The organism is Streptomyces sp. NPDC046881 (genome assembly GCF_040645015.1).
GTDB lineage: Bacteria > Actinomycetota > Actinomycetes > Streptomycetales > Streptomycetaceae > Streptomyces.
In genome coordinates this window covers 14,651-36,357 of sequence record NZ_JBEYXJ010000029.1, presented here as the reverse complement: position 1 = coordinate 36,357, position 21,707 = coordinate 14,651, and the positions used below count along the sequence as shown (strand labels likewise).

Annotated in this window: 26 protein-coding genes and 1 pseudogene; 17 read left to right on the top strand and 10 right to left on the bottom strand. The window is 72.1% G+C overall.

Annotated features, from left to right (window positions below):
• Positions 1-138: 138 nt before the first annotated feature.
• A complete protein-coding gene (locus ABZ923_RS16685; protein ID WP_361471582.1) occupies positions 139-741 on the bottom strand; it encodes an aerial mycelium formation protein in 603 nt (200 codons plus the stop codon).
• A gap of 159 nt (positions 742-900) precedes the next feature.
• On the opposite strand from ABZ923_RS16685, the gene dtd reads away from it, so the two are divergent.
• The gene (gene dtd / locus ABZ923_RS16680) at positions 901-1,326 is read left to right on the top strand and encodes a D-aminoacyl-tRNA deacylase (protein ID WP_361471580.1); all 426 of its coding nucleotides are present in this window, start codon (positions 901-903) and stop codon (positions 1,324-1,326) included.
• 174 nt (positions 1,327-1,500) lie between these two features.
• Here the strand turns inward: dtd and ABZ923_RS16675 are convergent, their stop codons facing one another.
• From ABZ923_RS16675 to ABZ923_RS16660, 4 genes are all read right to left on the bottom strand, one after another.
• On the bottom strand, positions 1,501-1,788 hold the full coding sequence (locus ABZ923_RS16675; RefSeq protein WP_010351646.1) for a DUF1416 domain-containing protein: 288 nt from the start codon (positions 1,786-1,788) through the stop codon (positions 1,501-1,503).
• A gap of 36 nt (positions 1,789-1,824) precedes the next feature.
• Positions 1,825-2,670 (bottom strand): sulfurtransferase, encoded by an 846-nt coding sequence (locus ABZ923_RS16670; protein ID WP_361471578.1) that lies wholly within the window; start codon positions 2,668-2,670, stop codon positions 1,825-1,827.
• A gap of 126 nt (positions 2,671-2,796) precedes the next feature.
• The gene (locus tag ABZ923_RS16665) at positions 2,797-2,877 is read right to left on the bottom strand and encodes an Ms5788A family Cys-rich leader peptide (protein ID WP_350751515.1); all 81 of its coding nucleotides are present in this window, start codon (positions 2,875-2,877) and stop codon (positions 2,797-2,799) included.
• A 197-nt stretch (positions 2,878-3,074) separates the two neighbouring features.
• Positions 3,075-3,812, bottom strand: a complete 738-nt coding sequence (locus ABZ923_RS16660; RefSeq protein WP_361471576.1) for a DUF2993 domain-containing protein — start codon at positions 3,810-3,812, stop codon at positions 3,075-3,077.
• Positions 3,813-3,944: 132 nt separating this feature from the next.
• Here ABZ923_RS16660 and ABZ923_RS16655 point away from each other — a divergent pair, with 132 nt between their 5' ends.
• A complete protein-coding gene (locus tag ABZ923_RS16655; RefSeq protein WP_361471575.1) occupies positions 3,945-4,208 on the top strand; it encodes a DUF3099 domain-containing protein in 264 nt (87 codons plus the stop codon).
• 1 nt (position 4,209) lies between these two features.
• Here the strand turns inward: ABZ923_RS16655 and ABZ923_RS16650 are convergent, their stop codons facing one another.
• Entirely contained in the window at positions 4,210-4,572 is a 363-nt protein-coding gene (locus ABZ923_RS16650) for a DsrE family protein (protein ID WP_361471574.1), read from the bottom strand.
• Positions 4,573-4,830: 258 nt separating this feature from the next.
• On the opposite strand from ABZ923_RS16650, the gene ABZ923_RS16645 reads away from it, so the two are divergent.
• The 3 genes from ABZ923_RS16645 to ABZ923_RS16635 are packed head-to-tail and all read left to right on the top strand — an operon-like array spanning position 4,831 to position 6,875.
• Positions 4,831-5,406 carry an FABP family protein gene (locus ABZ923_RS16645; RefSeq protein WP_361471572.1) on the top strand — a complete coding sequence of 192 codons (576 nt, stop codon included), beginning with the start codon at positions 4,831-4,833 and terminating at the stop codon, positions 5,404-5,406.
• A gap of 56 nt (positions 5,407-5,462) precedes the next feature.
• Entirely contained in the window at positions 5,463-5,900 is a 438-nt protein-coding gene (locus ABZ923_RS16640) for a transcriptional repressor (protein ID WP_361471570.1), read from the top strand.
• Positions 5,901-5,909: 9 nt separating this feature from the next.
• On the top strand, positions 5,910-6,875 hold the full coding sequence (locus ABZ923_RS16635) for a folate-binding protein (protein WP_361471568.1): 966 nt from the start codon (positions 5,910-5,912) through the stop codon (positions 6,873-6,875).
• 218 nt (positions 6,876-7,093) lie between these two features.
• Here the strand turns inward: ABZ923_RS16635 and ABZ923_RS16630 are convergent, their stop codons facing one another.
• Genes ABZ923_RS16630 through ABZ923_RS16620 form a run of 3 tightly spaced genes read right to left on the bottom strand, consistent with a single transcriptional unit; the run spans position 7,094 to position 9,420 of the window.
• On the bottom strand, positions 7,094-8,257 hold the full coding sequence (locus ABZ923_RS16630; protein ID WP_361471566.1) for a hypothetical protein: 1,164 nt from the start codon (positions 8,255-8,257) through the stop codon (positions 7,094-7,096).
• Between the two features lie 3 nt (positions 8,258-8,260).
• Positions 8,261-8,515 (bottom strand): MoaD/ThiS family protein, encoded by a 255-nt coding sequence (locus ABZ923_RS16625; protein ID WP_358640272.1) that lies wholly within the window; start codon positions 8,513-8,515, stop codon positions 8,261-8,263.
• Between the two features lie 56 nt (positions 8,516-8,571).
• Positions 8,572-9,420, bottom strand: a complete 849-nt coding sequence (locus tag ABZ923_RS16620; protein ID WP_361471563.1) for an alpha/beta fold hydrolase — start codon at positions 9,418-9,420, stop codon at positions 8,572-8,574.
• A gap of 179 nt (positions 9,421-9,599) precedes the next feature.
• Here ABZ923_RS16620 and ABZ923_RS16615 point away from each other — a divergent pair, with 179 nt between their 5' ends.
• From ABZ923_RS16615 to ABZ923_RS16585, 7 genes and pseudogenes are all read left to right on the top strand, one after another.
• Positions 9,600-10,379: a response regulator transcription factor gene (locus ABZ923_RS16615; RefSeq protein WP_361471561.1), complete on the top strand. Its 780-nt coding sequence runs from the start codon at positions 9,600-9,602 to the stop codon at positions 10,377-10,379.
• A gap of 107 nt (positions 10,380-10,486) precedes the next feature.
• On the top strand, positions 10,487-11,509 hold the full coding sequence (locus tag ABZ923_RS16610; protein ID WP_361471559.1) for a LacI family DNA-binding transcriptional regulator: 1,023 nt from the start codon (positions 10,487-10,489) through the stop codon (positions 11,507-11,509).
• A gap of 110 nt (positions 11,510-11,619) precedes the next feature.
• Positions 11,620-12,606, top strand: a complete 987-nt coding sequence (locus ABZ923_RS16605; RefSeq protein WP_361471557.1) for a trypsin-like peptidase domain-containing protein — start codon at positions 11,620-11,622, stop codon at positions 12,604-12,606.
• Between the two features lie 24 nt (positions 12,607-12,630).
• Complete coding sequence (locus ABZ923_RS16600) at positions 12,631-12,852, top strand: hypothetical protein (protein ID WP_361471555.1); 222 nt, start codon at positions 12,631-12,633, stop codon at positions 12,850-12,852.
• A gap of 86 nt (positions 12,853-12,938) precedes the next feature.
• Positions 12,939-13,673 (top strand): response regulator transcription factor, encoded by a 735-nt coding sequence (locus ABZ923_RS16595; RefSeq protein ID WP_361471553.1) that lies wholly within the window; start codon positions 12,939-12,941, stop codon positions 13,671-13,673.
• Entirely contained in the window at positions 13,670-15,163 is a 1,494-nt protein-coding gene (locus ABZ923_RS16590; protein WP_361471551.1) for a HAMP domain-containing sensor histidine kinase, read from the top strand. The genes ABZ923_RS16595 and ABZ923_RS16590 overlap by 4 nt, the downstream gene beginning before the upstream one ends.
• A gap of 135 nt (positions 15,164-15,298) precedes the next feature.
• Positions 15,299-15,443 (top strand): annotated as a pseudogene (locus tag ABZ923_RS16585) (pectin esterase); the annotation flags it as partial.
• Between the two features lie 66 nt (positions 15,444-15,509).
• On the opposite strand, the gene ABZ923_RS16580 reads toward ABZ923_RS16585, so the two are convergent.
• Positions 15,510-17,294 (bottom strand): bifunctional metallophosphatase/5'-nucleotidase, encoded by a 1,785-nt coding sequence (locus ABZ923_RS16580; protein ID WP_361471549.1) that lies wholly within the window; start codon positions 17,292-17,294, stop codon positions 15,510-15,512.
• A gap of 182 nt (positions 17,295-17,476) precedes the next feature.
• Between ABZ923_RS16580 and mshD the strand changes: the two genes are divergently transcribed.
• From mshD to ABZ923_RS16555, 5 genes are all read left to right on the top strand, one after another.
• Complete coding sequence (mshD, locus tag ABZ923_RS16575; RefSeq protein WP_361471547.1) at positions 17,477-18,403, top strand: mycothiol synthase; 927 nt, start codon at positions 17,477-17,479, stop codon at positions 18,401-18,403.
• A 100-nt stretch (positions 18,404-18,503) separates the two neighbouring features.
• Positions 18,504-18,890: a GntR family transcriptional regulator gene (locus tag ABZ923_RS16570; protein WP_361471545.1), complete on the top strand. Its 387-nt coding sequence runs from the start codon at positions 18,504-18,506 to the stop codon at positions 18,888-18,890.
• Positions 18,887-19,807, top strand: a complete 921-nt coding sequence (locus ABZ923_RS16565) for an ABC transporter ATP-binding protein (RefSeq protein WP_361471543.1) — start codon at positions 18,887-18,889, stop codon at positions 19,805-19,807. The genes ABZ923_RS16570 and ABZ923_RS16565 overlap by 4 nt, the downstream gene beginning before the upstream one ends.
• The gene (locus ABZ923_RS16560) at positions 19,804-20,823 is read left to right on the top strand and encodes an ABC transporter permease (RefSeq protein WP_361471541.1); all 1,020 of its coding nucleotides are present in this window, start codon (positions 19,804-19,806) and stop codon (positions 20,821-20,823) included. Before ABZ923_RS16565 ends, ABZ923_RS16560 begins: the two co-directional genes overlap by 4 nt.
• A complete protein-coding gene (locus tag ABZ923_RS16555; RefSeq protein WP_361471539.1) occupies positions 20,820-21,683 on the top strand; it encodes a hypothetical protein in 864 nt (287 codons plus the stop codon). The genes ABZ923_RS16560 and ABZ923_RS16555 overlap by 4 nt, the downstream gene beginning before the upstream one ends.
• The last annotated feature ends 24 nt before the right edge of the window (positions 21,684-21,707 follow it).

Below are 21,707 nucleotides of genomic sequence, written 5' to 3'. Positions count from 1 at the left end.
TGAACAGCGACATCTGAATACCGACATCGCACAGCCACAACTGAACAGCACGCTACGGATGAACAGCACGCGGAAGGGAACGACCGGGCGCCGCCTCCGAAGAGGCGGCGCCTTTTCACGTGTCCCGGGACGCCCCCGTCACATCAGCAGGTCGTCCACCTGCGCCTCGCCCTCCCGGTACCGGCGGGCGATCTCCCCGCTGCAGTCGTCGGCCGTCCGCTGCAACCGCTGGCGGCACCGCGATACCTGCTGCTCGTAGCGCACCAACCGCCCCATCGCGGCGTTCAGTTCCAGGTCGGTACGGGCCGTCAGGTCGGACAGCTCCACCTCGCCGAGCATCTCGGCGGCCAGCCGCCGGTACTCCTCGTTGTGCGGGGTGCCGAGCGTGACGTGGCGGGCCGAGGAACGCTGCCGGGCCGGGGCGTCCTTCAGGATCTCCGGGAGCCGGTCGACCACGGAGCCGTCCGCCGGCGCCGGCACCGACGCCCGGCCGCGCCGGCCCAGCTCCGCGCGCAGGATGTCGATCCGCCCCTGGAGCAGCCGCCGCACATAGCTGAGGTCCGCCTCGTCCCGCTGGGCGTCGCGGCGCAGCGCGCGCAGCTCGGGCAGGCTCAGCCGGGCCAGCTCGGGCTCGGGAGGCTCGGCGGGCGGCGCCGGGTCCGCGGAGCCGTCGGCGCGCTGCGCGGGCGGCCGGTACGTCCCCTGCGTCCCCAGCCGCCCGCTGGTACTCGGTGTGCTCATCTGCTTCTGACCGTCCCCTCGACCGGCGTGTGCAAGCATCGTGCCACCCCAACCAGCCGCAATGTGACCGAGTGCCCCCGAACGGCCCTAGATAGGCGGTAACAGATCCATATTGGACCCCGTGCGGGCGAGTGCGAGGCACCGGGCATGATGGTCCGCATGCGTGCGGTGGTGCAGAGAGTGGACGGCGCGAGCGTCGTGGTGGACGGCGAGACGGTGGGCGCGATCGAGGGCGAGGGCCTGTGCGTCCTGGTCGGGGTCACCCACGAGGACACCAAGGAGAAGGCGGCCCAGCTGGCCCGCAAGCTGTGGACGGTCCGCATGCTGCACGACGAGAAGTCGTGCAGCGACATCGCCGCCCCGCTCCTCGTGATCAGCCAGTTCACCCTCTACGGCGACGCCCGCAAGGGCCGCCGCCCCACCTGGAACGCTGCGGCCCCCGGTGACGTCGCCGAACCCCTGGTCGACGAGGTCGTGGCCCGGCTGCGCGACCTGGGCGCGACGGTGGCGACGGGCCGCTTCGGCGCGCGGATGAGGGTGTCCCTGACGAACGACGGTCCGTTCACGGTGCTCATCGAGGTCTAGGGCGCTCATCGAGGTCCAGGGCCTTTCGTTTGGACGTCCGCCCCGGTTCGCCTTCGACGGCGGCCAGCCGGCCTGACGCCCCGACGCGGGCAAGCCGAAGGGCCGCACCCCCACTGGCGTCCAACCCAGGGGATGCGGCCCTCAGCCGTCACAGAGCCCGCGCAGGGGCCTCGCTCAGACCGCGATGGCGACCTCGGCCAGGCCGCCCTGCTGGGCGACGACCGTGCGGTCGGCCGTCGCGCCGGGCACCAGCGCGCGCACCGTCCACGTGCCCTCGGCCGCGTAGAAGCGGAACTGGCCGGTCGCGGAGGTGGGGACCTCCGCGGTGAACTCGCCGGTCGAGTCGAGGAGACGGACGTAGCCCGTCACCGGCTCGCCGTCGCGGGTCACCTGGCCCTGGATCGTGGTCTCACCGGGCTTGATCGTCGAGGCGTCGGGGCCACCGGCCTTCGCTCCGCACATGTTGCAACTCCTTGAGGGGTAAAGGTCGGGAAGGTCTTACTTGCCGGCGCCGAGCTCGATCGGCACGCCGACGAGGGAGCCGTACTCGGTCCAGGAGCCGTCGTAGTTCTTGACGTTCTCCACGCCGAGCAGCTCGTGCAGCACGAACCAGGTCAGGGCCGAGCGCTCACCGATGCGGCAGTAGGCGATCGTGTCCTTGGCGAGGTCGACGTTCTCGTCGGTGTAGAGCGCCTTCAGCTCCTCGTCCGACTTGAAGGTGCCGTCGTCGTTGGCGTTCTTCGACCACGGGATGTTCTTCGCGGACGGCACGTGGCCCGGACGCTGCGACTGCTCCTGCGGCAGGTGGGCCGGGGCGAGCAGCTTGCCGGAGAACTCGTCGGGCGAGCGCACGTCGACCAGGTTCTGCGAGCCGATGGCCTTGACCACGTCGTCGCGGAAGGCGCGGATCGAGGTGTCCTGCGGCTTGGCCTTGTAGTCGGTCCTGGCGCGCTCGGGGACCTCGTCGCCGGCGACCAGCTCGCGGGCGTCCAGCTCCCACTTCTTGCGGCCGCCGTCGAGCAGCTTGACGTTCTCGTGGCCGTACAGCTTGAAGTACCAGTAGGCGTAGGACGCGAACCAGTTGTTGTTGCCGCCGTAGAGGACGACCGTGTGGTCGTTGGCGATGCCCTTCTCCGACAGGAGCTTCTCGAAGCCCTCCTGGTCGATGAAGTCACGGCGGACCGGGTCCTGGAGGTCCTTGGTCCAGTCGATGCGGATCGCGTTCTTGATGTGGTTCTTCTCGTAGGCGGACGTGTCCTCGTCCACCTCGACGATGGCGATGGTCGGGTCGTCCAGGTGCTCCTGGAGCCAGTCGGCGTCGACCAGGACGTCGCTGCGGCTCATGCTCTTTCTCCTCCGGGGCAGTCGCGGCGGGGCGTGCGAGTGAGAGGGGCGCGCGCTCGGGGCTCGAGCGGCGCACGGATGCCCTGACAGCAGGGCGGGGTGAGACGCGGGAGCCGGGGCTTCCGCTCAGAAGGGGCGACAGAGCATGGCGGCAACGCGGCACAGGTCCACTGCCCGCCGCTTCGTGAGATCCGCCTGTCGCTTCATGCGGTCGATCGTAGGGACGTCCGGGCGGGCATGTCACCGGTGTGTCACATGGCGAGATGCGATCGTCCGAATGGTGGAACGAGAAGAGCGCCCAGGGGGCCGGTGACGGCCTCCGGGCGCTCGCTCGGGTCTTCGCATCTACGCTACGGACGTGATCGTCTCGCCAGTCGGACGATCGTCGTCCACCGGCCGTGCTCCTACCCCGCCAGCCGGACGTCCGAACCCTTCACGCTGATGTCCACGCCGTCCTTAGCGGCCTGCACCTTGTCCAGCTTGATGCCGCCGGGCAACTGGTCGATGGCCTGCTGGAAGTCGGTGATCTCACGGATACGGTTCTCCGCGATCGCGGCGGCGCCCAGCTTGGGCAGCGAGTCCGCGTGCACCTCGACCTTGTTGTTCACCACGCTCACCGAGCTGAGCACGGAGACGGTCTGCTTGAGCCCGAGGGACGAGACGGTCCCCTCCACGGCGACCTTGATCTTCCCGTTGCCGCCGTCGGAGAGGCCGACGATCCGGGCGGTGACCCCGGGCGCCACCTCGGTCGGCTCGGCCTTGGCGGTCTTCAGCAGCTCGGCGTAGGAGACCGTCGCGGTGCCGGTCGCGGTGGACGCGGTGGCGGAGCTGTAGTCGCCGGAGAACTCGACGCCCTTCATGTCGGCCTTCAGATCGTCGATCCGGATCGTCTGGCCGGCCTTGCCGGTGGCCGCCTGGTAGTCCTTGATGCTCACCTCGACGTCGTCCAGGGAACCGCCCGCGACCTGGGTGAGGAACGGGAAGCCCTTGATGTTCACGTCCGGGGTGGAGGCCAGGTTCTCGTGGGCCTTCAGCTTGTCCGCGGCCTCGCCCTCGGCGAAGTGCACGGCGACCCGGTCCACGATCACGAAGAGTCCGCCCAGGATCACGACGATGATCAGGAGTATTCGCAGGGCGCGCATGTGGTTGGTTCCCCCGGGTCGGCGACGGTGTTCGGAATCCGGTACGGATACGCCACGGTAACCCTGCCCGGGCCGGCGGGTGCGGATTTGTGGATCAGTTGTGACAGGGCACGCCGGTCCTACCCTGGACTCATGTACGCCCGGCGCCGGCACATCTACTTCGCCATGATGGGGACCTGCATCGGACTCTTCGTCCTGGCGTGGGGGGTCGTGCGCCTGTGGTCCGTGCCGGCGGCCGTCGGCATGTGCGTCGTGGCCATGGTCATCCCGCCGGTCGCCGCGATGATCGCCAACCGCCGGGGCCCGGAGGACCGCTGGTGGGACGACCCCTCCGGCGACCCGAAGTCCGACGAGTGGTGGGACGAGCTGGACGGCAAGAAACGCCCCCGGCCGTAGGTCAGTAGACGAGGGCCTGGGTGTCGTCCGCCAGGGACTCCTGCACGAACACCTGCGCGCCCGCGATCCGCACGCCCTCGACGACGTCCTTCTCGGTGATCTCCCGGCGTGCGGCGCACTGCGTGCACAGCGTGATGCGCCCGCCGGCGAGGACGGACTCCAGGAGGTCGGGCAGCGGCGCGGCGTGCGGCAGCTCGAACTCCGCGGCCCGCCCCGGCAGCGCGAACCAGGACGACTCCCCGGTCAGCCACAGCGAGACCTCGACCCCGCTGGCCACGGCCACCGCGGCCACCGTGAACGCCTGCGAACACCGCTCAGGGGCGTCCGCCCCGGCCGTCACCTTGATCACGAGCTTCTTCGCCATGCGGGAAGCCTAGTCCTCGGCGGCGGCGCCCCTCGCGTGGACAGCCGCCGCCCCTCGCACGGAGTGCCCGGTCGTGGCCGCGTAAGCTGGGCTGCGGCTCTGTCGTTCGCTCACCCTCGCTCAAGGAGCACCCGTGGAGATCTTCTTCGAAACCCTGCTGGTCCTGGTCTGCGTCGGCGTGCTCGCCTTCGCGTACCTGACCGTGAAGAAGCTGTACCAGGGCCAGCGCTGACCCACCCCTCAGGAAAGCTGTCGCTCATGATCGAGATCCCGTCCGACCTCCACAAGGACCTGGTCCCGCTCGCCTTTCTGCTCGGCAACTGGGCCGGCGCGGGCGTGCACGACTTCCCTGGCTCGGAGAAGTGCAACTTCGGGCAGGAGGTCAGCTTCACCCACGACGGCCGGGACTTCCTGGAGTACCACTCCCGCACCTGGGTGCTCGACCAGGACGGCAACAAGGTCCGCCCGCTGGAGTCGGAGGCCGGCTTCTGGCGGATCCACGCCGACCGCAAGGTCGAGGTGACGCTGACCCGCGACGACGGCGTCATCGAGATCTGGTACGGCGAGATGGCCGACAAGAAGCCGCAGATCGACCTGGTGACGGACGCGGTCGCCCGCATCCCCGGCGCGCGGCCCTACAGCGGCGGCAAGCGGCTGTACGGCTACGTGAAGAGCGACCTGATGTGGGTCGGCGAGAAGCAGACCCCCGAGGTCGCGCTGCGCCCCTACATGTCGGCCCAGCTGAAGAAGGTCGTCACCCCCGAGGACGTCGAGCGCTGGGCGAAGGCCCTCCCCGACGACCTCCCGGACGACGGCATCGCCTTCTTCAAGTAGGCCCGCCGCCCGTTCTCCCCATGGGTCCGCCGCCCGGTGGCTCTAGACTTTCCGGTGTGGTGAGCACCGACTGGAAGAGCGACCTCAGGCAGCGCGGCTACCGGCTGACGCCGCAGCGGCAGCTTGTCCTCGAAGCCGTGGACACCCTTGAGCACGCGACCCCCGACGACATCCTCGTGGAAGTGAGGAAGACGGCGTCGGGGGTCAACATTTCCACCGTCTACCGGACGCTGGAGCTGCTGGAGGAGCTGGGCCTGGTCAGCCACGCCCACCTCGGGCACGGTGCCCCGACCTACCACCTCGCCGACCGCCACCACCATCTGCACCTGGTGTGCCGGGACTGCGAGAACGTGATCGAGGCGGACGTCGAGGTGGCCGCCGAGTTCACGGCCAAGCTGCGCCGGCAGTTCGGGTTCGACACCGACATGAAGCATTTCGCGATCTTCGGCCGGTGCCAGGACTGTTCCCTGAAGAGTTCAACTACCAAGACGTAGGCTTGCGGTATGAAGAGCCCCCTGCTGTCCCTGCCCGGCGCCGTCCCCGCCGAGGGTGTGGACGAAGGCGTCGCCGCCCACTACGGCGACCTGTTCCGCGAGCAGCGCGCCCTCGCCGACGGCACCGGATTCGTCGACCTGTCCCACCGCGGTGTCCTCACCGTCACCGGGGACGACCGGCTGAGCTGGCTGCACCTCCTGCTCACCCAGCACGTCAGCGAACTGCCCCCGGGCGAGGCCACCGAGGCCCTGATCCTCTCCGCGCACGGACACATCGAGCACGCCCTGTACCTGGTGGACGACGGCACGACCGTCTGGGCACACGTGGAACCCGGCACCCAGGACGCGCTGCTGGCGTACCTGGAGTCGATGAAGTTCTTCTACCGGGTCGAGGTCGCCGACCGCACCGGTGACTTCGCCGTGGTGCACCTGCCCGCCGGCTCCATCGCCGACGTCCCGGACGGGGTCGTCGTACGCGAGACGGCGTACGGCCGCGACCTGTTCCTGCCGCGTGAGCAGCTGGAGGAGTTCGCCGCCGGGCACGGGCCCGCCGCCGGGCTCCTCGCCTACGAGGCGCTGCGGGTCGAGCAGCACCGGCCCCGGCTCGGCTTCGAGACCGACCACCGCACCATCCCGCACGAGCTGGGCTGGATCGGCACGGCCGTCCACCTCCAGAAGGGCTGCTACCGGGGTCAGGAGACCGTGGCCCGGGTGCAGAACCTGGGCAAGCCGCCGCGCCGGCTGGTCTTCCTGCACCTGGACGGCAGCGAGGTCCACCTGCCGGTGCCGGGCACCGAGATCCGCCTCGCCGACGAGGGCCCCGAGGGCCGCAGGATCGGCTTCGTGACGACGTCGGTACGGCACCACGAGCTGGGCCCGGTGGCCCTGGCCCTGGTGAAGCGGAACGTCCCGGTCGACGCGCGGCTCCTCGCCGGGGAGACGGCGGCGGCCCAGGAGACCGTGGTCGAGCCGTAGTCGCGGCCCGCGCCGGACCCGGACGGCCTTCGCCCGGGACGCGGCGCCCGCGCGTGCCGACCGCGGGAGACGGCACTGCGCCGGACGGGCGACCCAGCAGCCCGTCCGGCGCAGCACCGGGACACCCGGGTTCTACGGTCTTTCTTCCGGATCAGGCCGGCCCCGGGCGACCGCACCACCTGGCCCCCGCGACACCGGCAAGATCCGGAAGAGAGGCCCTAGCCCAGCGCCCGCCCCAGGACCCACACCACCGGTGCCGCCGCCGACAGCGGCAGGGCCACGCCCGCCGTGAAGTGGACGAAGCGGGACGGGTAGTCGTAGCTCGCCACGCGGTGGCCGATCAGGGCGCACGCCCCGGCGGCGGCGCCCAGCAGCGCGCCCTTCGTGCCGAAGTCCGTCATGTCGCCCGCCGCGATGCCCGCGCCCGCCGCCGCCAGCAGGGCGACGACGACCGAGGCCGGGGTGGGCAGGGGCAGGGCGCGGGCGAGGACGGCGACCGCCACCGCTGCCGCGCCGACGGAGACCGCGTGCGGGTCGGCGGCCAGGTAGCCCGTGGCCAGGACCGAGAGCGCCGCCGAGGTGACCGTGGCCATCAGGCCGTACATCCGCTCGTCCGGCGAGGCGTGGGAGCGCAGCTGGAGGACGAGGGAGAGCAGGACCCAGAGGCCGAGCGGGCCGAGGATGGCGACCAGGGCGTGGTCCCGGCCGGCCGCGAGGACCGCCACGTCGGCCGTCAGCGCGCCCGCGAAGGCCAGGGCGATGCCCTGCCGGGCGGGCCACATGCCGTTCAGCCGGAACCAGCCCGCGGCCGTCACCGCCTGGAGCAGCACGAGCGGTACGACGAGGGCGTACGAGGCGACGGGGGCCGTCGCGGCCAGCAGCAGGCCCAGGACGGCGGTGAGCAGCGCCGGCTGCATGCCGGGCTCGATGATCGGGGAACGGCCCTCCAGGCGGGCGCGCTGGGCGTCGGTGACGCGCGCGTTGCCGGCGAGGGTGGCGGGGCCGTAGGAGGGGTCGCCCTCCGCCGGTTCGGCCGCCGGGACCGGTGCCGGTTCAGCCGCCGGAGCCGGGGCGTACGTTCCCGCGTACGGGTCCGCGTACTGCTGAGGCTGCTGGTACGGCTGCTCGTACTGCTGCTGGTGCGGCTGCGGGTACTGCTCCTGGTACTGCGGAGCCCCCTGCTGCTGGTGCTGCCCCGGCAGGTACGCCGTCTCCGCCTGCACCGGCGCGTGCGTCTGCGTCTCCCAGGTCTGGCCCTGCCACTGCTGGGTCAGTTCCGGGTCGTGGCCGGGCCGGCCGTGGTGCGCGTCCTGTGCGGGCCACTGCTGCTGGTGGGGGTCGTAGCCCTCGTAGGGGCCGCCCTGGTACGGCTGGTCGGTCATCGCTCACCCTCCTGCGAACGGCGGGAGCACCTCGACCGTGCCGCCCTCGGCCAGCCGTACCGTCTCATGCGCGCGGGTCCCGACGGGGTCGCCGTCGACGAGGAAGGAGCATCGCTGGAGCACGCGCGTCAGCTCACCGGGGTGGAGCGCGCGCACGGCGGCCAGCGCGTCGGCCAGTGTGTCCGCCTCGTGCGGCTCCTCGGCGACGCCGGCCGCGGCCTTGGCGGCGGCCCAGTAGCGCACCGTGACCTTGGGCATCTGAATCCTCAATCGACGGCAAACGGAAAAACGTTCAGAAGACAGTGTGAGGCAGGCTAGCCCGCCGCCGACACCGCCCAGTCCCCGATCCGGGCCATCAGGGCGTCGTCGGCCGCGTTCTCGGCGTGGCCCATGCCCCGTTCGACCCAGAGTTCGGCGTGGTCGCCGGCCGCCTCGGCGAGCATCCGGGGATGGTCGAGCGGAAAGTAGCCGTCGCGGTCGCCGTGCACGATGAGCAGGGGCGTCGGGGCGATCCGCGGGACGGCCTGCACCGGGGAGAGCGGGACGGGGTCCCAGTCGCGGTGGTGGATACGGGTGCGCAGGCCGTAGCGGCCGACCAGGCGGCCCTCGGGCCGGGTGACCAGCCAGTGCAGGCGGCGCATGGGGGCCGTGCCCCGGTAGTACCAGCGGGCGGGTGCGCTGACGGAGACGACGGCGTCCGTGCCGCCGTACAGGGCCGCGTGCCGCAGGACCACCGAGCCGCCCATGGAGAAGCCGACGGTCACCAGGCGCCGGTGCCCGAGGCGGCGGGCCCAGTCCACGGCGGCGGCCAGGTCCAGCACCTCCTTGTCGCCGACCGTGGAGCGGCCGCCGGAGCGTCCGTGACCGCGGAAGGAGAAGGTGACGACCGCTCCGCGGCCGCGCAGCACGGCCGCCACCCGGCGCACGTGCGGGCGGTCCACGTCCCCGGTGAAGCCGTGGGCGATCACGAACACCAGGTCACGGGAGGGCGGCCGGGAGGCGTCGGAACGCGCTTCGTATACAACGGGCCCGGGATCGTATACGGAATCGATCGCGATTCCGTCGGCCGTGCGCAGAAACGTCCGGATAGGACCCTGTCCGCGTGTCTCGTCATGCGGACGAACGGTGGAACGTGCCCCATGACCTGCCGAACGGTTGCTCATGTGGGCTATTCTGCTGGGCAGAGGACTCGGGCAGCGTAGCCCCCGGGTCCTTTTGTGCTTTCGGAAGCGTTGTATACGAAGCGGGAAACCACAGGTGACCGCCGGTGTACGGGGCCTTCGGGATCGCAGGGCAGTACCCGTCCGCACAGTCCTCGCAGGGACCGAGGAGGAACCGACGTATGAGTTCTCTGCTGCTCCTGACCAACGCCCTCCAGCCGTCGACGGAGGTGCTCCCGGCCCTCGGCCTGCTCCTGCACAATGTGCGGGTGGCCCCCGCGGAGGGGCCCGCCCTGGTCGACACCCCCGGCGCCGACGTCATCCTCGTCGACGGCCGCCGCGACCTTCCGCAGGTCCGCAGCCTGTGCCAGCTGCTGCGCTCCACCGGCCCCGGCTGTCCGCTGCTCCTCGTCGTCACCGAGGGCGGCCTCGCCGCCGTCACCGCCGACTGGGGCATCGACGACGTGCTGCTGGACACCGCCGGCCCCGCCGAGGTCGAGGCGCGGCTGCGGCTCGCCATGGGCCGCCAGCAGATCGTCAACGACGACTCGCCCATGGAGATCCGCAACGGCGACCTCTCGGTGGACGAGGCGACGTACAGCGCGAAGCTCAAGGGACGGGTCCTGGACCTGACCTTCAAGGAGTTCGAGCTGCTCAAATACCTCGCCCAGCACCCGGGCCGGGTCTTCACCCGCGCCCAGCTGCTGCAGGAGGTGTGGGGCTACGACTACTTCGGCGGCACCCGTACGGTCGACGTGCACGTACGACGGCTGCGCGCCAAGCTCGGCCCGGAGCACGAGTCGCTGATCGGAACCGTCCGGAACGTCGGTTATCGATTCGTGACGCCCGAGAAGCCCGAGCGCTCCGCCGAGGAGGGCAAGGCCAAGGCGGGCCGGGCAAAGCCGGAGGATGCGGACGCAACCGCCGTCCTGGACGGCACCGAGGTGCACGCCGAGGCGTGACCGGACACGGCCGACGCACGGGCGGCGCCCGGACGGGGCATCGTCCGCGCGCAGCCGCCATGTGATACGCCCTGCCCAGAGCGGGTCAATCCGCGTAGACTCCGCGCGTGGCCAAGGTGACTCGGGATGACGTGGCACGGCTGGCTGGTACCTCCACCGCCGTCGTCAGTTATGTCATCAACAACGGACCCCGGCCGGTCGCCCCGGCCACGCGCGAGCGTGTCCTCGCGGCGATCAAGGAACTGGGGTACCGGCCCGACCGGGTCGCCCAGGCGATGGCCTCCCGGCGCACCGACCTCATAGGCCTCATCATCCCCGACGCCCGCCAGCCCTTCTTCGGCGAGATGGCGCACGCGGTCGAGCAGGCCGCCTCCGAGCGCGGGAAGATGGTCCTGGTCGGCAACACCGACTACATCGGCGAGCGCGAGGTGCACTACCTGCGTGCCTTCCTCGGCATGCGCGTCTCGGGCCTGATCCTCGTCTCCCACGCCCTGAACGACCTCGCCGCCGCCGAGATCGACGCGTGGGACGCCCGGGTGGTGCTGCTCCACGAGCGCCCGGAGGCCATCGACGACGTCGCCGTGGTGACCGACGACCTCGGCGGCGCCCAGCTCGCCGTGCGCCACCTGCTGGAGCACGGGTACGACTACGTCGCCTGTATGGGCGGTACGGCGCAGACGCCGGCCGTCGGCGACCCGGTCTCCGACCACGTCGAGGGCTGGAAGCGGGCCATGGCCGAGGCGGGCCTGTCCACCGAGGGCCGGCTGTTCGAGGCGCCCTACAACCGGTACGACGCCTACCGCGTGGCCCTGGAGGTCCTGTCCGGTCCCCGCCGGCCGCCCGCGATCTTCTGCTCCACCGACGACCAGGCCATCGGCCTGCTGCGGGCCGCGCGCGAACTGCGCATCGACGTGCCCGGGCAGCTCGGGGTGGCCGGGTTCGACGACATCAAGGAGGCCGCGCTCGCCGACCCGCCGCTGACCACGGTCGCCTCCGACCGCTCGGCGATGGCCCGGGCGGCGGTCGACCTGGTGCTGGACGACGGGCTGCGGGTCGCCGGGTCCCGGCGCGAGCGGCTGAAGACGTTCCCGTCCCGGCTCGTGGTGCGCACCAGCTGCGGCTGTCACTGACCTCGGGTGCGCCCCGGCGGGGCGCGCCTTTATATCGGGCAAACGAGGTTCTGCCGGGCTTCTCAGGGAGCGCTCAGGAAGCTCTCATGGTCGCGGGGGAACCTCTACTCATGACCGAGAGCCAGGGCACCTACGAGCAGCCGTACTCCTCCTCCGCCCCCGTGAACCCCGAGTGGCCGCCCCCGCCGCCGTACCAGCCGGTCACGGAACCCGCTCCGCACAAGAAGAAGCGGACCCGGGGCCCGGTGGGCCTGCTCGCGGCGGTCGCGATCGTCGCGGCGGCGGTCGGCGGCGGCACCGCCTACGCCTTCCAGGAACTGGCCGGCCAGGACACGGTCACCACCGCCGGCGGCAGCACCACCGTGGTGCCCGCGGGCAAGCGGGGCGACGTCGCCGCCATCGCCGCCGCGGTCAGCCCCAGCGTGGTCGAGGTCAACGCGACCCTGGCGGGCGGCTCCTCCACCGGCTCCGGCGTGATCATCACGTCGGGCGGCGAGATCGTCACCAACAACCACGTCGTCTCCGGCGCCTCCTCGATCAAGGTGCGCACCAGCGACGGCAAGAGCTACACCGCCGAGGTGGTCGGCACCGACAGCTCCAAGGACCTGGCGCTGATCAGGCTCCGGGGCGCCTCCGGTCTGAAGCCGGCCGCGCTCGGCGACTCCAGCGGCGTCCAGGTCGGCGACACGGTCGTCGCGATCGGCTCCCCCGAGGGCCTGACCGGCACGGTCACCAGCGGCATCGTCTCCGCCCTCGACCGGGACGTCACCGTCTCCACCGACGAGAACCAGGGCCAGGGCCAGGGCGGCGACGGGCAGTGGCCGTTCCGGTTCGGCGGCCGTCAGTTCAACGGCGACCCCGGCTCGTCCACCACCACCTACAAGGCCATCCAGACCGACGCGTCCCTCAACCCCGGCAACTCCGGCGGCGCCCTGATCGACGCGAGCGGTCACGTCATCGGCATCAACTCCGCGATGTACTCCAGCGCGCAGGCCTCCTCGTCCTCGGACGCGGGCAGCATCGGCCTCGGCTTCGCGATCCCCATCGACACTGTCAAGTCCGACCTCGCCAAGCTGCGTGCGGGCTCCGGCAGTTAGCAACACGAGTGCAAGGAGCAGGTCATGATCAAGCACGTTCCCCACCGGTTCGCCGAACGCGGTCCCGCAGGCCTCGCCATGGCCCTGTCCATCGTGTCCGAACTGCACGTGCCCGTTCCGGCCCCCCGCGCCCCCGAGGTGGCGGCCGTGACGCCGGTGCCCCAGCTGATGGGCCTGCGCACCTCCGCCGCCCGCCCGCACCGCCGCAAGGTCCCGCTGCACCGTCTGAACACGGTCGCCGCCTGACCGGCCGACGTGTCCCCGGCCCCCGGACATGGGAGGCTGAGGGACACCGGCCATCCCGTCCACCGCACCCCGAGGAACCGCGAGCGATGAGTCCCGCCGAAGGCGACCGCGACCCCCAGCGCATCCTGATCGTCGACGACGAGCCGGCCGTGCGCGAGGCCCTCCAGCGCAGCCTCGCCTTCGAGGGGTACGACACCGAGGTCGCCGTCGACGGCGCGGACGCCCTGGACAAGGCCACGGCCTACCAGCCGGACCTGGTCGTGCTGGACATCCAGATGCCCCGCATGGACGGCCTGACGGCGGCCCGCCGCATCCGGGGTGCGGGCGACACCACCCCGATCCTGATGCTCACCGCCCGCGACACGGTCGGCGACCGGGTCACCGGCCTGGACGCGGGCGCCGACGACTACCTCGTCAAGCCCTTCGAACTGGACGAGCTCTTCGCCCGTATCCGGGCCCTGCTGCGCCGCAGTTCGTACGCGGCGGCGGTGTCCGCCCAGGCCCAGGAGGACGAGGCGCTCACCTTCGCCGACCTGCGCATGGACCTCGCGACCCGGGAGGTGACGCGCGGCGGCCGGTCGGTCGAGCTGACCCGCACCGAGTTCACCCTGCTGGAGATGTTCATGGCACACCCGCGCCAGGTGCTCACCCGTGAGCAGATCCTGAAGGCGGTGTGGGGCTTCGACTTCGAGCCCTCCTCCAACTCGCTCGACGTCTACGTGATGTACCTGCGCCGCAAGACCGAGGCCGGCGGCGAGCCCCGCCTGGTGCACACCGTCCGCGGGGTGGGCTACGTCCTGCGGCCGGGCGGCGCCGAGTGAACCGGCTGGTCGGCCGGTACCGGGCGCTGCCGCTGCGGGCACGGCTGGCCATGCTGGTCGCGGCGGCGGTGGCGTTCGCGGTGGCGGCGGTCTCGGTGACGTGCTGGTTCATCGTGGAGCGCAAGCTGTACAACCAGCTCGACCTGGATCTGCAGAAGTCGCTGCGCAACAGCACGCAGATGGACCAGTTGCAGTTCAATCTCGACCACTGCACGGACACACCGCAGACCAACGGCTTCTTCCGGGACCGGTACTCGCAGCTGGTCATGGAGGACGGCAAGGTCTGCCTCTTCGGGGGCGCCTCCGGCAAGATCAAGGTCCTCCAGGCCGACAAGACGGAGATCAAGGACCTCGACCCCAGCAACAACCTCCTGTACTTCCGCAACGGAACGGACGACGAGGGCAACGATCTGCGGGTGCTCACCAAGCCCATCGGTCCCACCGTGACCGTGACGGGCGGGCGCGGGCCCAACGTCGGCGTGCTCGTCGCCGCACCGCTGAAGACCACGCAGAAGACCCTCAACGACCTCGCGCTGATCCTGCTCCTGGTGTCCGCCGTCGGTGTCGTCGGCGCCGGGGCCGCGGGGCTCGCGGTGGCCCGGGCCGGGCTGCGGCCCGTCGACAAGCTCACCGAGGCCGTGGAGCACGTGGCCCGCACCGAGGACCTGACCATCCGCATCCCCGTCGAGGAGGTCAGCGAGGACGAGGTGGCCCGGCTGTCCCGGTCGTTCAACTCGATGACCGCCTCGCTGGCCAGCTCCCGTGACCTCCAGCAGCAGCTGATCGCGGACGCCGGCCATGAACTCCGTACGCCCCTGACCTCGTTGCGGACGAACATCGAGCTCCTCACCCGCAGCGAGGAGACCGGCCGGCCGCTCCCGCCGGAGGACCGCAAGGCGCTGCTCGCCTCGGTGAAGGCGCAGATGACCGAGCTGGCCGCGCTGATCGGCGACCTCCAGGAACTGTCCCGCTCGGAGGGGCAGCGCGGTGAGCGGGTCCAGGTGGTCTCCCTGCAGGACACCGTCGAGGCGGCCCTGCGCCGGGCCCGGCTGCGCGGCCCGGAGCTGTCGATCACGGCGGACCTGGAGCCCTGGTTCGTCCGCGCGGAGCCCTCCGCGCTGGAACGGGCGGTCGTCAACGTCCTGGACAACGCGGTGAAGTTCAGCCCCGAGGGCGGCACGGTCGAGGTGCGGCTGAGCGGCGGCGTGCTGACGGTCCGCGACCACGGTCCCGGCATCGCCGAGGACGAACTCCCGCACGTCTTCGACCGCTTCTGGCGCTCCCCCAGCGCCCGCGCCCTGCCGGGCTCCGGCCTCGGCCTGTCCATCGTGGCCCGTACGGTCCGGCAGGCGGGCGGCACGGTGGCGCTGACCCGCGCGGAGGGCGGCGGCACGGTGGCAACGGTACGACTACCAGGCGCACCGACCCCGCCCCCCGAAACACCGGAACCACCAGAACCACCGGAACCGACGAAGACACCGGCCGACTGAGCCCGGGCAAACGCCCGAGCCGGCGGCGGAATCGGTGCGATCGGTCGACCGCCGGGCGGCGCGCGGACCCCGCCCGGACGAACGGCCGATCCCGCGCGTCCGGCCGGCGCGCGGGACCCGCCGGGACGGTCGACCAGTACCGCGGCCGGCCGCAAGGGCATCCTGATCGCCCACTCGTCCGTGACCGGCAGCGTCTCCGACCGCAGCTTCTACCTGGACCGACATGAGCGGGTTCTCCTGGAGGGACGACCGCTTCGCCGAGTACAAGAACACCGGCGCGGAGGGCCGGTTCCCCGGGACGGGAGGGTGCGGGTACGAGCGTGTCGTACCCGCACCCCCGCCCGGGTTACTGCACGACCGTGATCCGGTCGGTCTTCGGCGGTGCGATCGGCGAGGCGGCCGACGAGTGCGCCGTCAGGTACTTCTCCAGCGCGCTCAGGTCGTCCCCGCCGACCAGGTCGTTCGTGCCCTGGCCCAGCGTCGGGAAGCCGTCGCCGCCGCCCGCGAGGAAGCTGTTGGTGGCGACGCGGTAGGTGGCCGCGGGGTCGATCGGGGCGCCGTTCAGGCGGATGGAGTCGGTGACCACGCGGTCCGCGCCGGACTTGGTGAGGTCCAGGGTGTAGGTGAGCCCGGCGGACGGCTGGAGGATCTTCGGGGCCGCCGCGTTGACGCCGCTGACCTGCTCCTTGAGCACCTGGATCAGCTGGGCGCCGGTGAAGTCCTGGAGGTTCACGGTGTTGGAGAACGGCTGCACCGTGAAGCCCTCGGCGTAGGTGACCACGCCGTCGCCCTCGGCTCCCTTGGCCGCGTAGGTGAGGCCCGCGCGGACTCCGCCGGGGTTCATCAGGGCCAGGCTGGTCTTCGGGTCCAGTTCACGGCCGTGGGCGAGCTGCGCGTCGGCGATCAGGTCGCCCATCGGGGACTCGGTGCCGGTGTTGCCGATGTCGGCGGAGATCCAGCCGATGGGGCGGTTGCCGATCGGGGCGGCCAGGGTGTTCCAGCGGGAGATCAGGTCGGTCATGTCCGGTGCCTTGGGGACGTCCCGGGTGACCACGTGGTTCGCGGACTTCACCGCCGTACGCGCGATGTCGCCGGTGCGGCGGTCGTACGTCAGCGTGGTGTCGGTGTAGAGGCGGCCGAAGGAGGAGGCCGAGGTGACCATGCGGGGGCGGCCCGAGGGGTCGGGAATCGTACAGACGTACGCCTGGTGGGTGTGGCCGGTGACCAGGGCGTCCACCGCCGGGGTCACGTTCTTGGCGATGTCCACGATCGGGCCGGAGATGCCGCTGCCGGCGCCCGGGGAGTCGCGGTCGTAGTTGTAGGAGCCGGAGGCCGGGTAGCCGCCCTCGTGGATCAGGGCCACGATCGACTGCACGCCCTGGCGCTGGAGCACCTTGGCGTACTTGTTGATGGTCTCGGTCTCGTCCTTGAAGCTCAGGCCCTTGACCCCGTCGGCGGAGACGATCCCCGGGGTGCCCTCCAGCGTGACCCCGATGAAGCCGATCCTGACGTCCTTCTTCTGCCAGATCCAGTACGGCTTCAGAATCGGCTTGCCGGTCTTGTCGTCCAGGACGTTCGCGGCCAGGTACGGGAAGTCGGCGCCCTGGAACTCCTGGTCCGTGGAGCAGCCGTCCTTCGGGTGGCAGCCGCCGTTCTGCAGGCGGGCCAGCTCCTTGGCACCCTCGTCGAACTCGTGGTTGCCGACCGAGGTGACGTCCAGGTCCAGCTTGTTCAGCGCCTCGACGGTGGGCTCGTCGTGGAACAGGCCCGACAGCAGCGGGGAGGCGCCGACCAGGTCGCCGCCGGCCGCGGTGACCGAGTACGGGTGGCCCCGGCGGGCCTGGCGCAGGTGGGTCGCGAGGTACTCGACACCGCCCGCGTCGATCGTCTTCGTCGAGCCGTCCGGCTGGAGTTCGGTGACCCGGCCGGAGGAGCCGGACGGGGGCTCCAGGTTGCCGTGCAGGTCGTTGAAGGAGAGCAGCTGGACGTCCTGGTACCGGCCCGGCCGGTGGTGGCTCTCGTGCGCGTCCGCCGGGAGGGCGGCGGTCAGCGCGGCCGCCGTGGCGAGACCGGCCGCGCTCGCGAGGAGCGCGTACGTACGACGTCTGGTGCGCCGGGGCGCGGCTGGCATGGGACCCCCCTGTGGGTCGGCTGTGGTGGCTCGGCGCAGCCTAGGGTCAACGCGCGTAGCACGACAGGGGGTTCATGGTTACATCCTGGTTTCCCTTTGTCCCTTCCTCTGGTCCTCCTTTGCCGGTTCCTCGCGGCCGGTGTGCCGGGACTTCGCCCCGGCCGCCCCGTACTCTCGTACGCATGAGCAGCGACGACACCGTACGGGGCTTTCCCGCCCGCTCCATCGAGACCACTTCGGCGCTCACCCCGGACCGGGCCGAGGCCGTCCTGAGCCTGATCGGCGAGGCCGCCCGGGTCGACGGGCAGCAGCCGGTGTCCGAGCAGGGCCGGCTGCAGCTGCGCGGCGAGGCCCGCGAGGGCGTCTCGCACCTGCTGCTGTCCGTCGACGGCGAACTCGTCGGTTACGCCCAGCTGGAGGACACCGACCCGGTGGAGGCACCGGCCGCCGAGCTGGTCGTGCACCCCGGGCACCGCGGGCACGGGCACGGGCGGGCGCTCGGCGCGGCCCTGCTCGCCGCCTCCGGCAAGCGGCTGCGGGTGTGGGCGCACGGCGGGCACCCGGCCGCCCGGCACCTCGCCCAGGTGCTCGGTCTGACCCTGTTCCGCGAACTGCGCCAGATGCGGCGCCCGTTGGCCGGCCTGGAGCTGCCCGAGCCGGTGCTGCCGGAGGGCGTGACGGTGCGGACCTTCGTGCCCGGCAAGGACGACGCGGCCTGGCTCGCGGTGAACGCCGCCGCCTTCGCCCACCACCCCGAGCAGGGCTCGCTGGTCCAGCGCGACCTGGACGACCGCAAGGCCCAGCCGTGGTTCGACGCGGCCGGCTTCTTCCTCGCCGAGCGGCGCGGGGAGCTGATCGGCTTCCACTGGACCAAGGTGCACGCCGAGGAGGGGCTCGGCGAGGTGTACGTCCTCGGGGTGCGGCCCGGCGAGCAGGGCGGCGGCCTCGGCAAGGCCCTGACCACCATCGGCCTGCGCCACCTGGCCGCCCAGCAGCTGCCGACCGCGATGCTCTACGTCGACGCCGACAACAAGGCGGCGGTGTCGGTCTACGAGCGCCTGGGCTTCACGGTCCACGAGACGGACCTGATGTACCGCACCGAAACCTGACATCTCCCCCGTGCGCGGGGACGCGAGGGGCGGCCGCCTTGACGGCCGCCCCTCTTTTGCACCACCCTTTCACTACTCAATTAGTGAAAGGGTGGTCCCGATGGTCGAGTACCGCATCGACCGGCACAGCGGCGTGGCCACCTATGTGCAGATCGTCCAGCAGACGAAGCAGGCCCTGCGCATGGGGCTGCTGCGGCCGGGTGACCGGCTGCCCACCGCACGCGAGGTCGTGGAGGCCACCGCCATCAACCCCAACACCGTCCTGAAGGCGTACCGCGAACTGGAGCGCGAGGGCCTGGTGGAGGCCCGCCGCGGCCTCGGCACCTTCGTCCGGCGGTCCCTGGGCACCGCCCCCGCCGACTCCCCGCTGCGCACGGAGCTGGAGGCCTGGGCGGGCCGCGCCCGCGCCGCCGGCCTGGAGCGCGAGGACGTGGCCGCACTCTTCACTGCCGTACTCGACAAGCACTTCCAGGGAGACCCGACATGAGCAGCGACACGGCGTTGAGGGCCGAGGCTCTGGGGAAACGGTTCGGCTTCCGTGGCGGCTGGGCCCTGCGCGACTGCTCGTTCCGGCTGCCCACCGGGCGCGTGTGCGCGGTCGTCGGACCCAACGGCGCCGGCAAGTCCACCCTGCTGGCCCTGGCCGCCGGGCTCACCACCCCCACCGAGGGCAGCGTGACCGTCCTCGGCACCACCCCGGCCGCCGCCCGCCCCCGGGTCGGCTACGTCGCCCAGGACAAGCCCCTGTACCCGCAGCTCACCATCGCCGAGACGCTGCGCATGGGCGCCGACCTGAACCCCGGGCACTGGGACGCGGCCGGCGCCGAGCGGATCGTCGCGGCCGGCGACCTCGATCCCAAGGCCCGCGTCCGCTCCCTCTCCGGCGGCCAGCGCACCCGGGTCGCGCTCGCCCTCGCCCTCGGCAAGCGGCCCGAACTGCTGCTCCTGGACGAGCCGATGGCCGACCTGGACCCGCTGGCCCGGCACGAGCTGATGGGCACGCTGATGGCGCAGGCCGCCCAGCACGGCACCACCATCGTGATGTCCTCGCACGTCGTCGCCGAGCTGGAGGACTCCTGCGACCACCTGCTGCTCGTCGGCGGCGGCCGGATCCGGCTGGCCGGTGAGATCGACGACCTGCTCGCCGCCCACCTGCGGGTCACCGGCGCCGGCGAACCGGCCCGGCTGGACGCGCACACCGTGGTCGAGTCCCGGGTCACCGGCCGCCAGCTCACCGCGCTGATCCGCCCGGCCGGACCGCTGTCCGACGAGTGGCGCACCGCCGCGCCCTCCCTGGAGGAACTGGTCCTCGCCCACCTGCGCAACCCCGGGGCGCCCGCGCTCACCCCGGCCGGGAACGCGGAGGACGCCGGGACCGCCGAGGACGAGGAGCACGCCGCGTGACCGCCGCCCTGAGCGCCTCCGCCGCGGTGACCCCCGCCCCGCGCCAGGTCCGGTGGCTGCTGCGCCTGCACCGCCCCGCCCTGTGCGCCTGGGCCGTCCTCATCGCCGGCCTGGCCGGCGCGCTGCTGTGGCTGTGGGGCCCGCTCACCGACGCCGCCGCCGCTGCCTGGCAGGACTACGACGCCACCTGCGCGCGCGGCCGCCCGTGCCGGTACGACCAGGACGCGATCCTGCGCTACAAGGACGTGTACCAGTACACGACCATCGCCCTCCTGCTGATCCCGTTCCTGACCGCCGCCTGGGCGGGCGCCGCCCTGACCGGCCGCGAGATGGAGACGGGCACGGCACGGCTCGGCTGGACCCAGGGCGTCACCCCGCTGCGCTGGCTCGCCGCCCGGCTCACCGTCCCGGCCCTCCTGGTCACCGCCGGCACCGGCCTGCTGGGGATGCTGCACCAGTGGGCCTGGGCGGCGGGGCACGGCCGGATCGACACCGCCAAGCCCTGGGAGGACGTGCCCACCTTCTACGCGGGCGGACCGCTGATCGCCGGGCTCGCGCTGGCCGCCCTGCTCATCGGCGCCCTCGTCGGGCTGCTCACCGGCCGCTCGCTGGTCGCGCTGTGCGTCTCCGCGCTCTCCACGGCCGTGCTGTGGATCGCCGTCCACATGAGCCTGCCGCACCTGTGGCCGGTCGCCACCAGCGTCAGCGGGCGCCGGGGCTTCCCCTCGTACTCGGGCATCAAGGTCACGGAGGGCATCGTCACGGCGGGCGGCGCCCACCGGCCCGTCTCCACCTGCACCGTCGACCTCAGCCCGCAGTGCCAGGCGCTCAACGACCAGCGGGGCACGGTCGGCTTCTACATCGACTACCACCCCTACTCCCACCGCTGGCCCCTCCAGCTGGCCTCGACCGGCGTGCTCCTCGCCCTCGCGGTCCTGCTGGCCCTGGCCGCGCTCCGGCTGCTGCACCGCCGGACCACGACCGGCGGCACCGGCCGCGCGGGGGGTGCCGCATGAGCGCCCCCGCACCGGCCCTGCACCGCACGGTGCTGCGCCTGCACCGCACCGCCCTGGCCTGCTGGGCACTGTTCGTCACGGCCGTGCTCGGCTGGCTGGGCTGGCTGGGCGGGGTCAGCGCCCCGCACATCCGGCACCTGGAGGCGACCTGCGACCCCGTGACCAACCTGTGCAACATCCCCTACCTCGGCTGGGTCTACGGCGAACGCCTCGGCTACGTCGCCTCGCTGATCGGCTACGGCTTCCTCGCCGTCGCCGCCTACGCCGGCGGCGCGCTGATCGGCCGCGAGCTGGAGACCGGCACGGCCCGGCTGGCCTGGACGCAAGGGGTGACGCCCACCCGCTGGCTGGCCGCCAAGCTCGCCGTGCCCGCGCTGGCGCTCACGGCCGGCGACGGCGTCCTGGTGGCCGCCTTCCGCTGGGGCTGGGCGCCCCACCGCGACCTGCGTCCCGGTGACGACTGGTCCTTCGGCGGCATCTTCCTGGCCCGCGGCCCCGCCACACCGGCGTACGCCCTGTGCGCCCTGGCGGTCGGCGCGCTCACCGCGCTCTGGCTGCGCCGCGCGCTGCCCGCGCTGGCGGTGTCCCTGGGTGCGACGGGGCTGCTCCACCTCGTCCTGGCCCACGTCCGCCCGTACCTGTGGCCGACGCTCACCCGGACCGAGCCGCACGCGTTCGAGCTGGACAACAGCGCCTGGGAGGTGGAGCGGGGCAGGACCGCCGGCGGCGGCCACTACGCCACCTACCACCCGCCGTCCCATTTCTGGCCGCTGCACCTGATGGAGACCGGCATCATGCTGGCCGCCGCCGCGCTCGCCACCGCCGCCGCCTTCGCGCTGGTGCGCCGCCGCACGGCCTGACCCCTGCCGCCGTTCGCCCCTCCA

Excerpts from the sequence above, each read along its gene's own strand:
- ABZ923_RS16660 (WP_361471576.1), bottom strand. The coding sequence starts at position 3,812 with ATGCGCGCCCTGCGAATACTCCTGATCATCGTCGTGATCCTGGGCGGA.
- ABZ923_RS16580 (WP_361471549.1), bottom strand. The coding sequence starts at position 17,294 with ATGCCAGCCGCGCCCCGGCGCACCAGACGTCGTACGTACGCGCTCCTC.
- ABZ923_RS16670 (WP_361471578.1), bottom strand. The coding sequence starts at position 2,670 with ATGAGCCGCAGCGACGTCCTGGTCGACGCCGACTGGCTCCAGGAGCAC.
- ABZ923_RS16650 (WP_361471574.1), bottom strand. The coding sequence starts at position 4,572 with ATGGCGAAGAAGCTCGTGATCAAGGTGACGGCCGGGGCGGACGCCCCT.
- ABZ923_RS16675 (WP_010351646.1), bottom strand. The coding sequence starts at position 1,788 with ATGTGCGGAGCGAAGGCCGGTGGCCCCGACGCCTCGACGATCAAGCCC.
- ABZ923_RS16605 (WP_361471557.1), top strand. The coding sequence starts at position 11,620 with ATGACCGAGAGCCAGGGCACCTACGAGCAGCCGTACTCCTCCTCCGCC.
- mshD (WP_361471547.1), top strand. The coding sequence starts at position 17,477 with ATGAGCAGCGACGACACCGTACGGGGCTTTCCCGCCCGCTCCATCGAG.
- ABZ923_RS16625 (WP_358640272.1), bottom strand. The coding sequence starts at position 8,515 with ATGCCCAAGGTCACGGTGCGCTACTGGGCCGCCGCCAAGGCCGCGGCC.
- ABZ923_RS16555 (WP_361471539.1), top strand. The coding sequence starts at position 20,820 with ATGAGCGCCCCCGCACCGGCCCTGCACCGCACGGTGCTGCGCCTGCAC.
- ABZ923_RS16620 (WP_361471563.1), bottom strand. The coding sequence starts at position 9,420 with ATGAGCAACCGTTCGGCAGGTCATGGGGCACGTTCCACCGTTCGTCCG.
- ABZ923_RS16600 (WP_361471555.1), top strand. The coding sequence starts at position 12,631 with ATGATCAAGCACGTTCCCCACCGGTTCGCCGAACGCGGTCCCGCAGGC.
- ABZ923_RS16565 (WP_361471543.1), top strand. The coding sequence starts at position 18,887 with ATGAGCAGCGACACGGCGTTGAGGGCCGAGGCTCTGGGGAAACGGTTC.
- ABZ923_RS16645 (WP_361471572.1), top strand. The coding sequence starts at position 4,831 with ATGATCGAGATCCCGTCCGACCTCCACAAGGACCTGGTCCCGCTCGCC.
- ABZ923_RS16655 (WP_361471575.1), top strand. The coding sequence starts at position 3,945 with ATGTACGCCCGGCGCCGGCACATCTACTTCGCCATGATGGGGACCTGC.
- ABZ923_RS16615 (WP_361471561.1), top strand. The coding sequence starts at position 9,600 with ATGAGTTCTCTGCTGCTCCTGACCAACGCCCTCCAGCCGTCGACGGAG.
- ABZ923_RS16665 (WP_350751515.1), bottom strand. The coding sequence starts at position 2,877 with ATGAAGCGACAGGCGGATCTCACGAAGCGGCGGGCAGTGGACCTGTGC.
- ABZ923_RS16595 (WP_361471553.1), top strand. The coding sequence starts at position 12,939 with ATGAGTCCCGCCGAAGGCGACCGCGACCCCCAGCGCATCCTGATCGTC.
- ABZ923_RS16630 (WP_361471566.1), bottom strand. The coding sequence starts at position 8,257 with ATGACCGACCAGCCGTACCAGGGCGGCCCCTACGAGGGCTACGACCCC.
- ABZ923_RS16685 (WP_361471582.1), bottom strand. The coding sequence starts at position 741 with ATGAGCACACCGAGTACCAGCGGGCGGCTGGGGACGCAGGGGACGTAC.
- ABZ923_RS16570 (WP_361471545.1), top strand. The coding sequence starts at position 18,504 with ATGGTCGAGTACCGCATCGACCGGCACAGCGGCGTGGCCACCTATGTG.
- dtd (WP_361471580.1), top strand. The coding sequence starts at position 901 with ATGCGTGCGGTGGTGCAGAGAGTGGACGGCGCGAGCGTCGTGGTGGAC.
- ABZ923_RS16635 (WP_361471568.1), top strand. The coding sequence starts at position 5,910 with ATGAAGAGCCCCCTGCTGTCCCTGCCCGGCGCCGTCCCCGCCGAGGGT.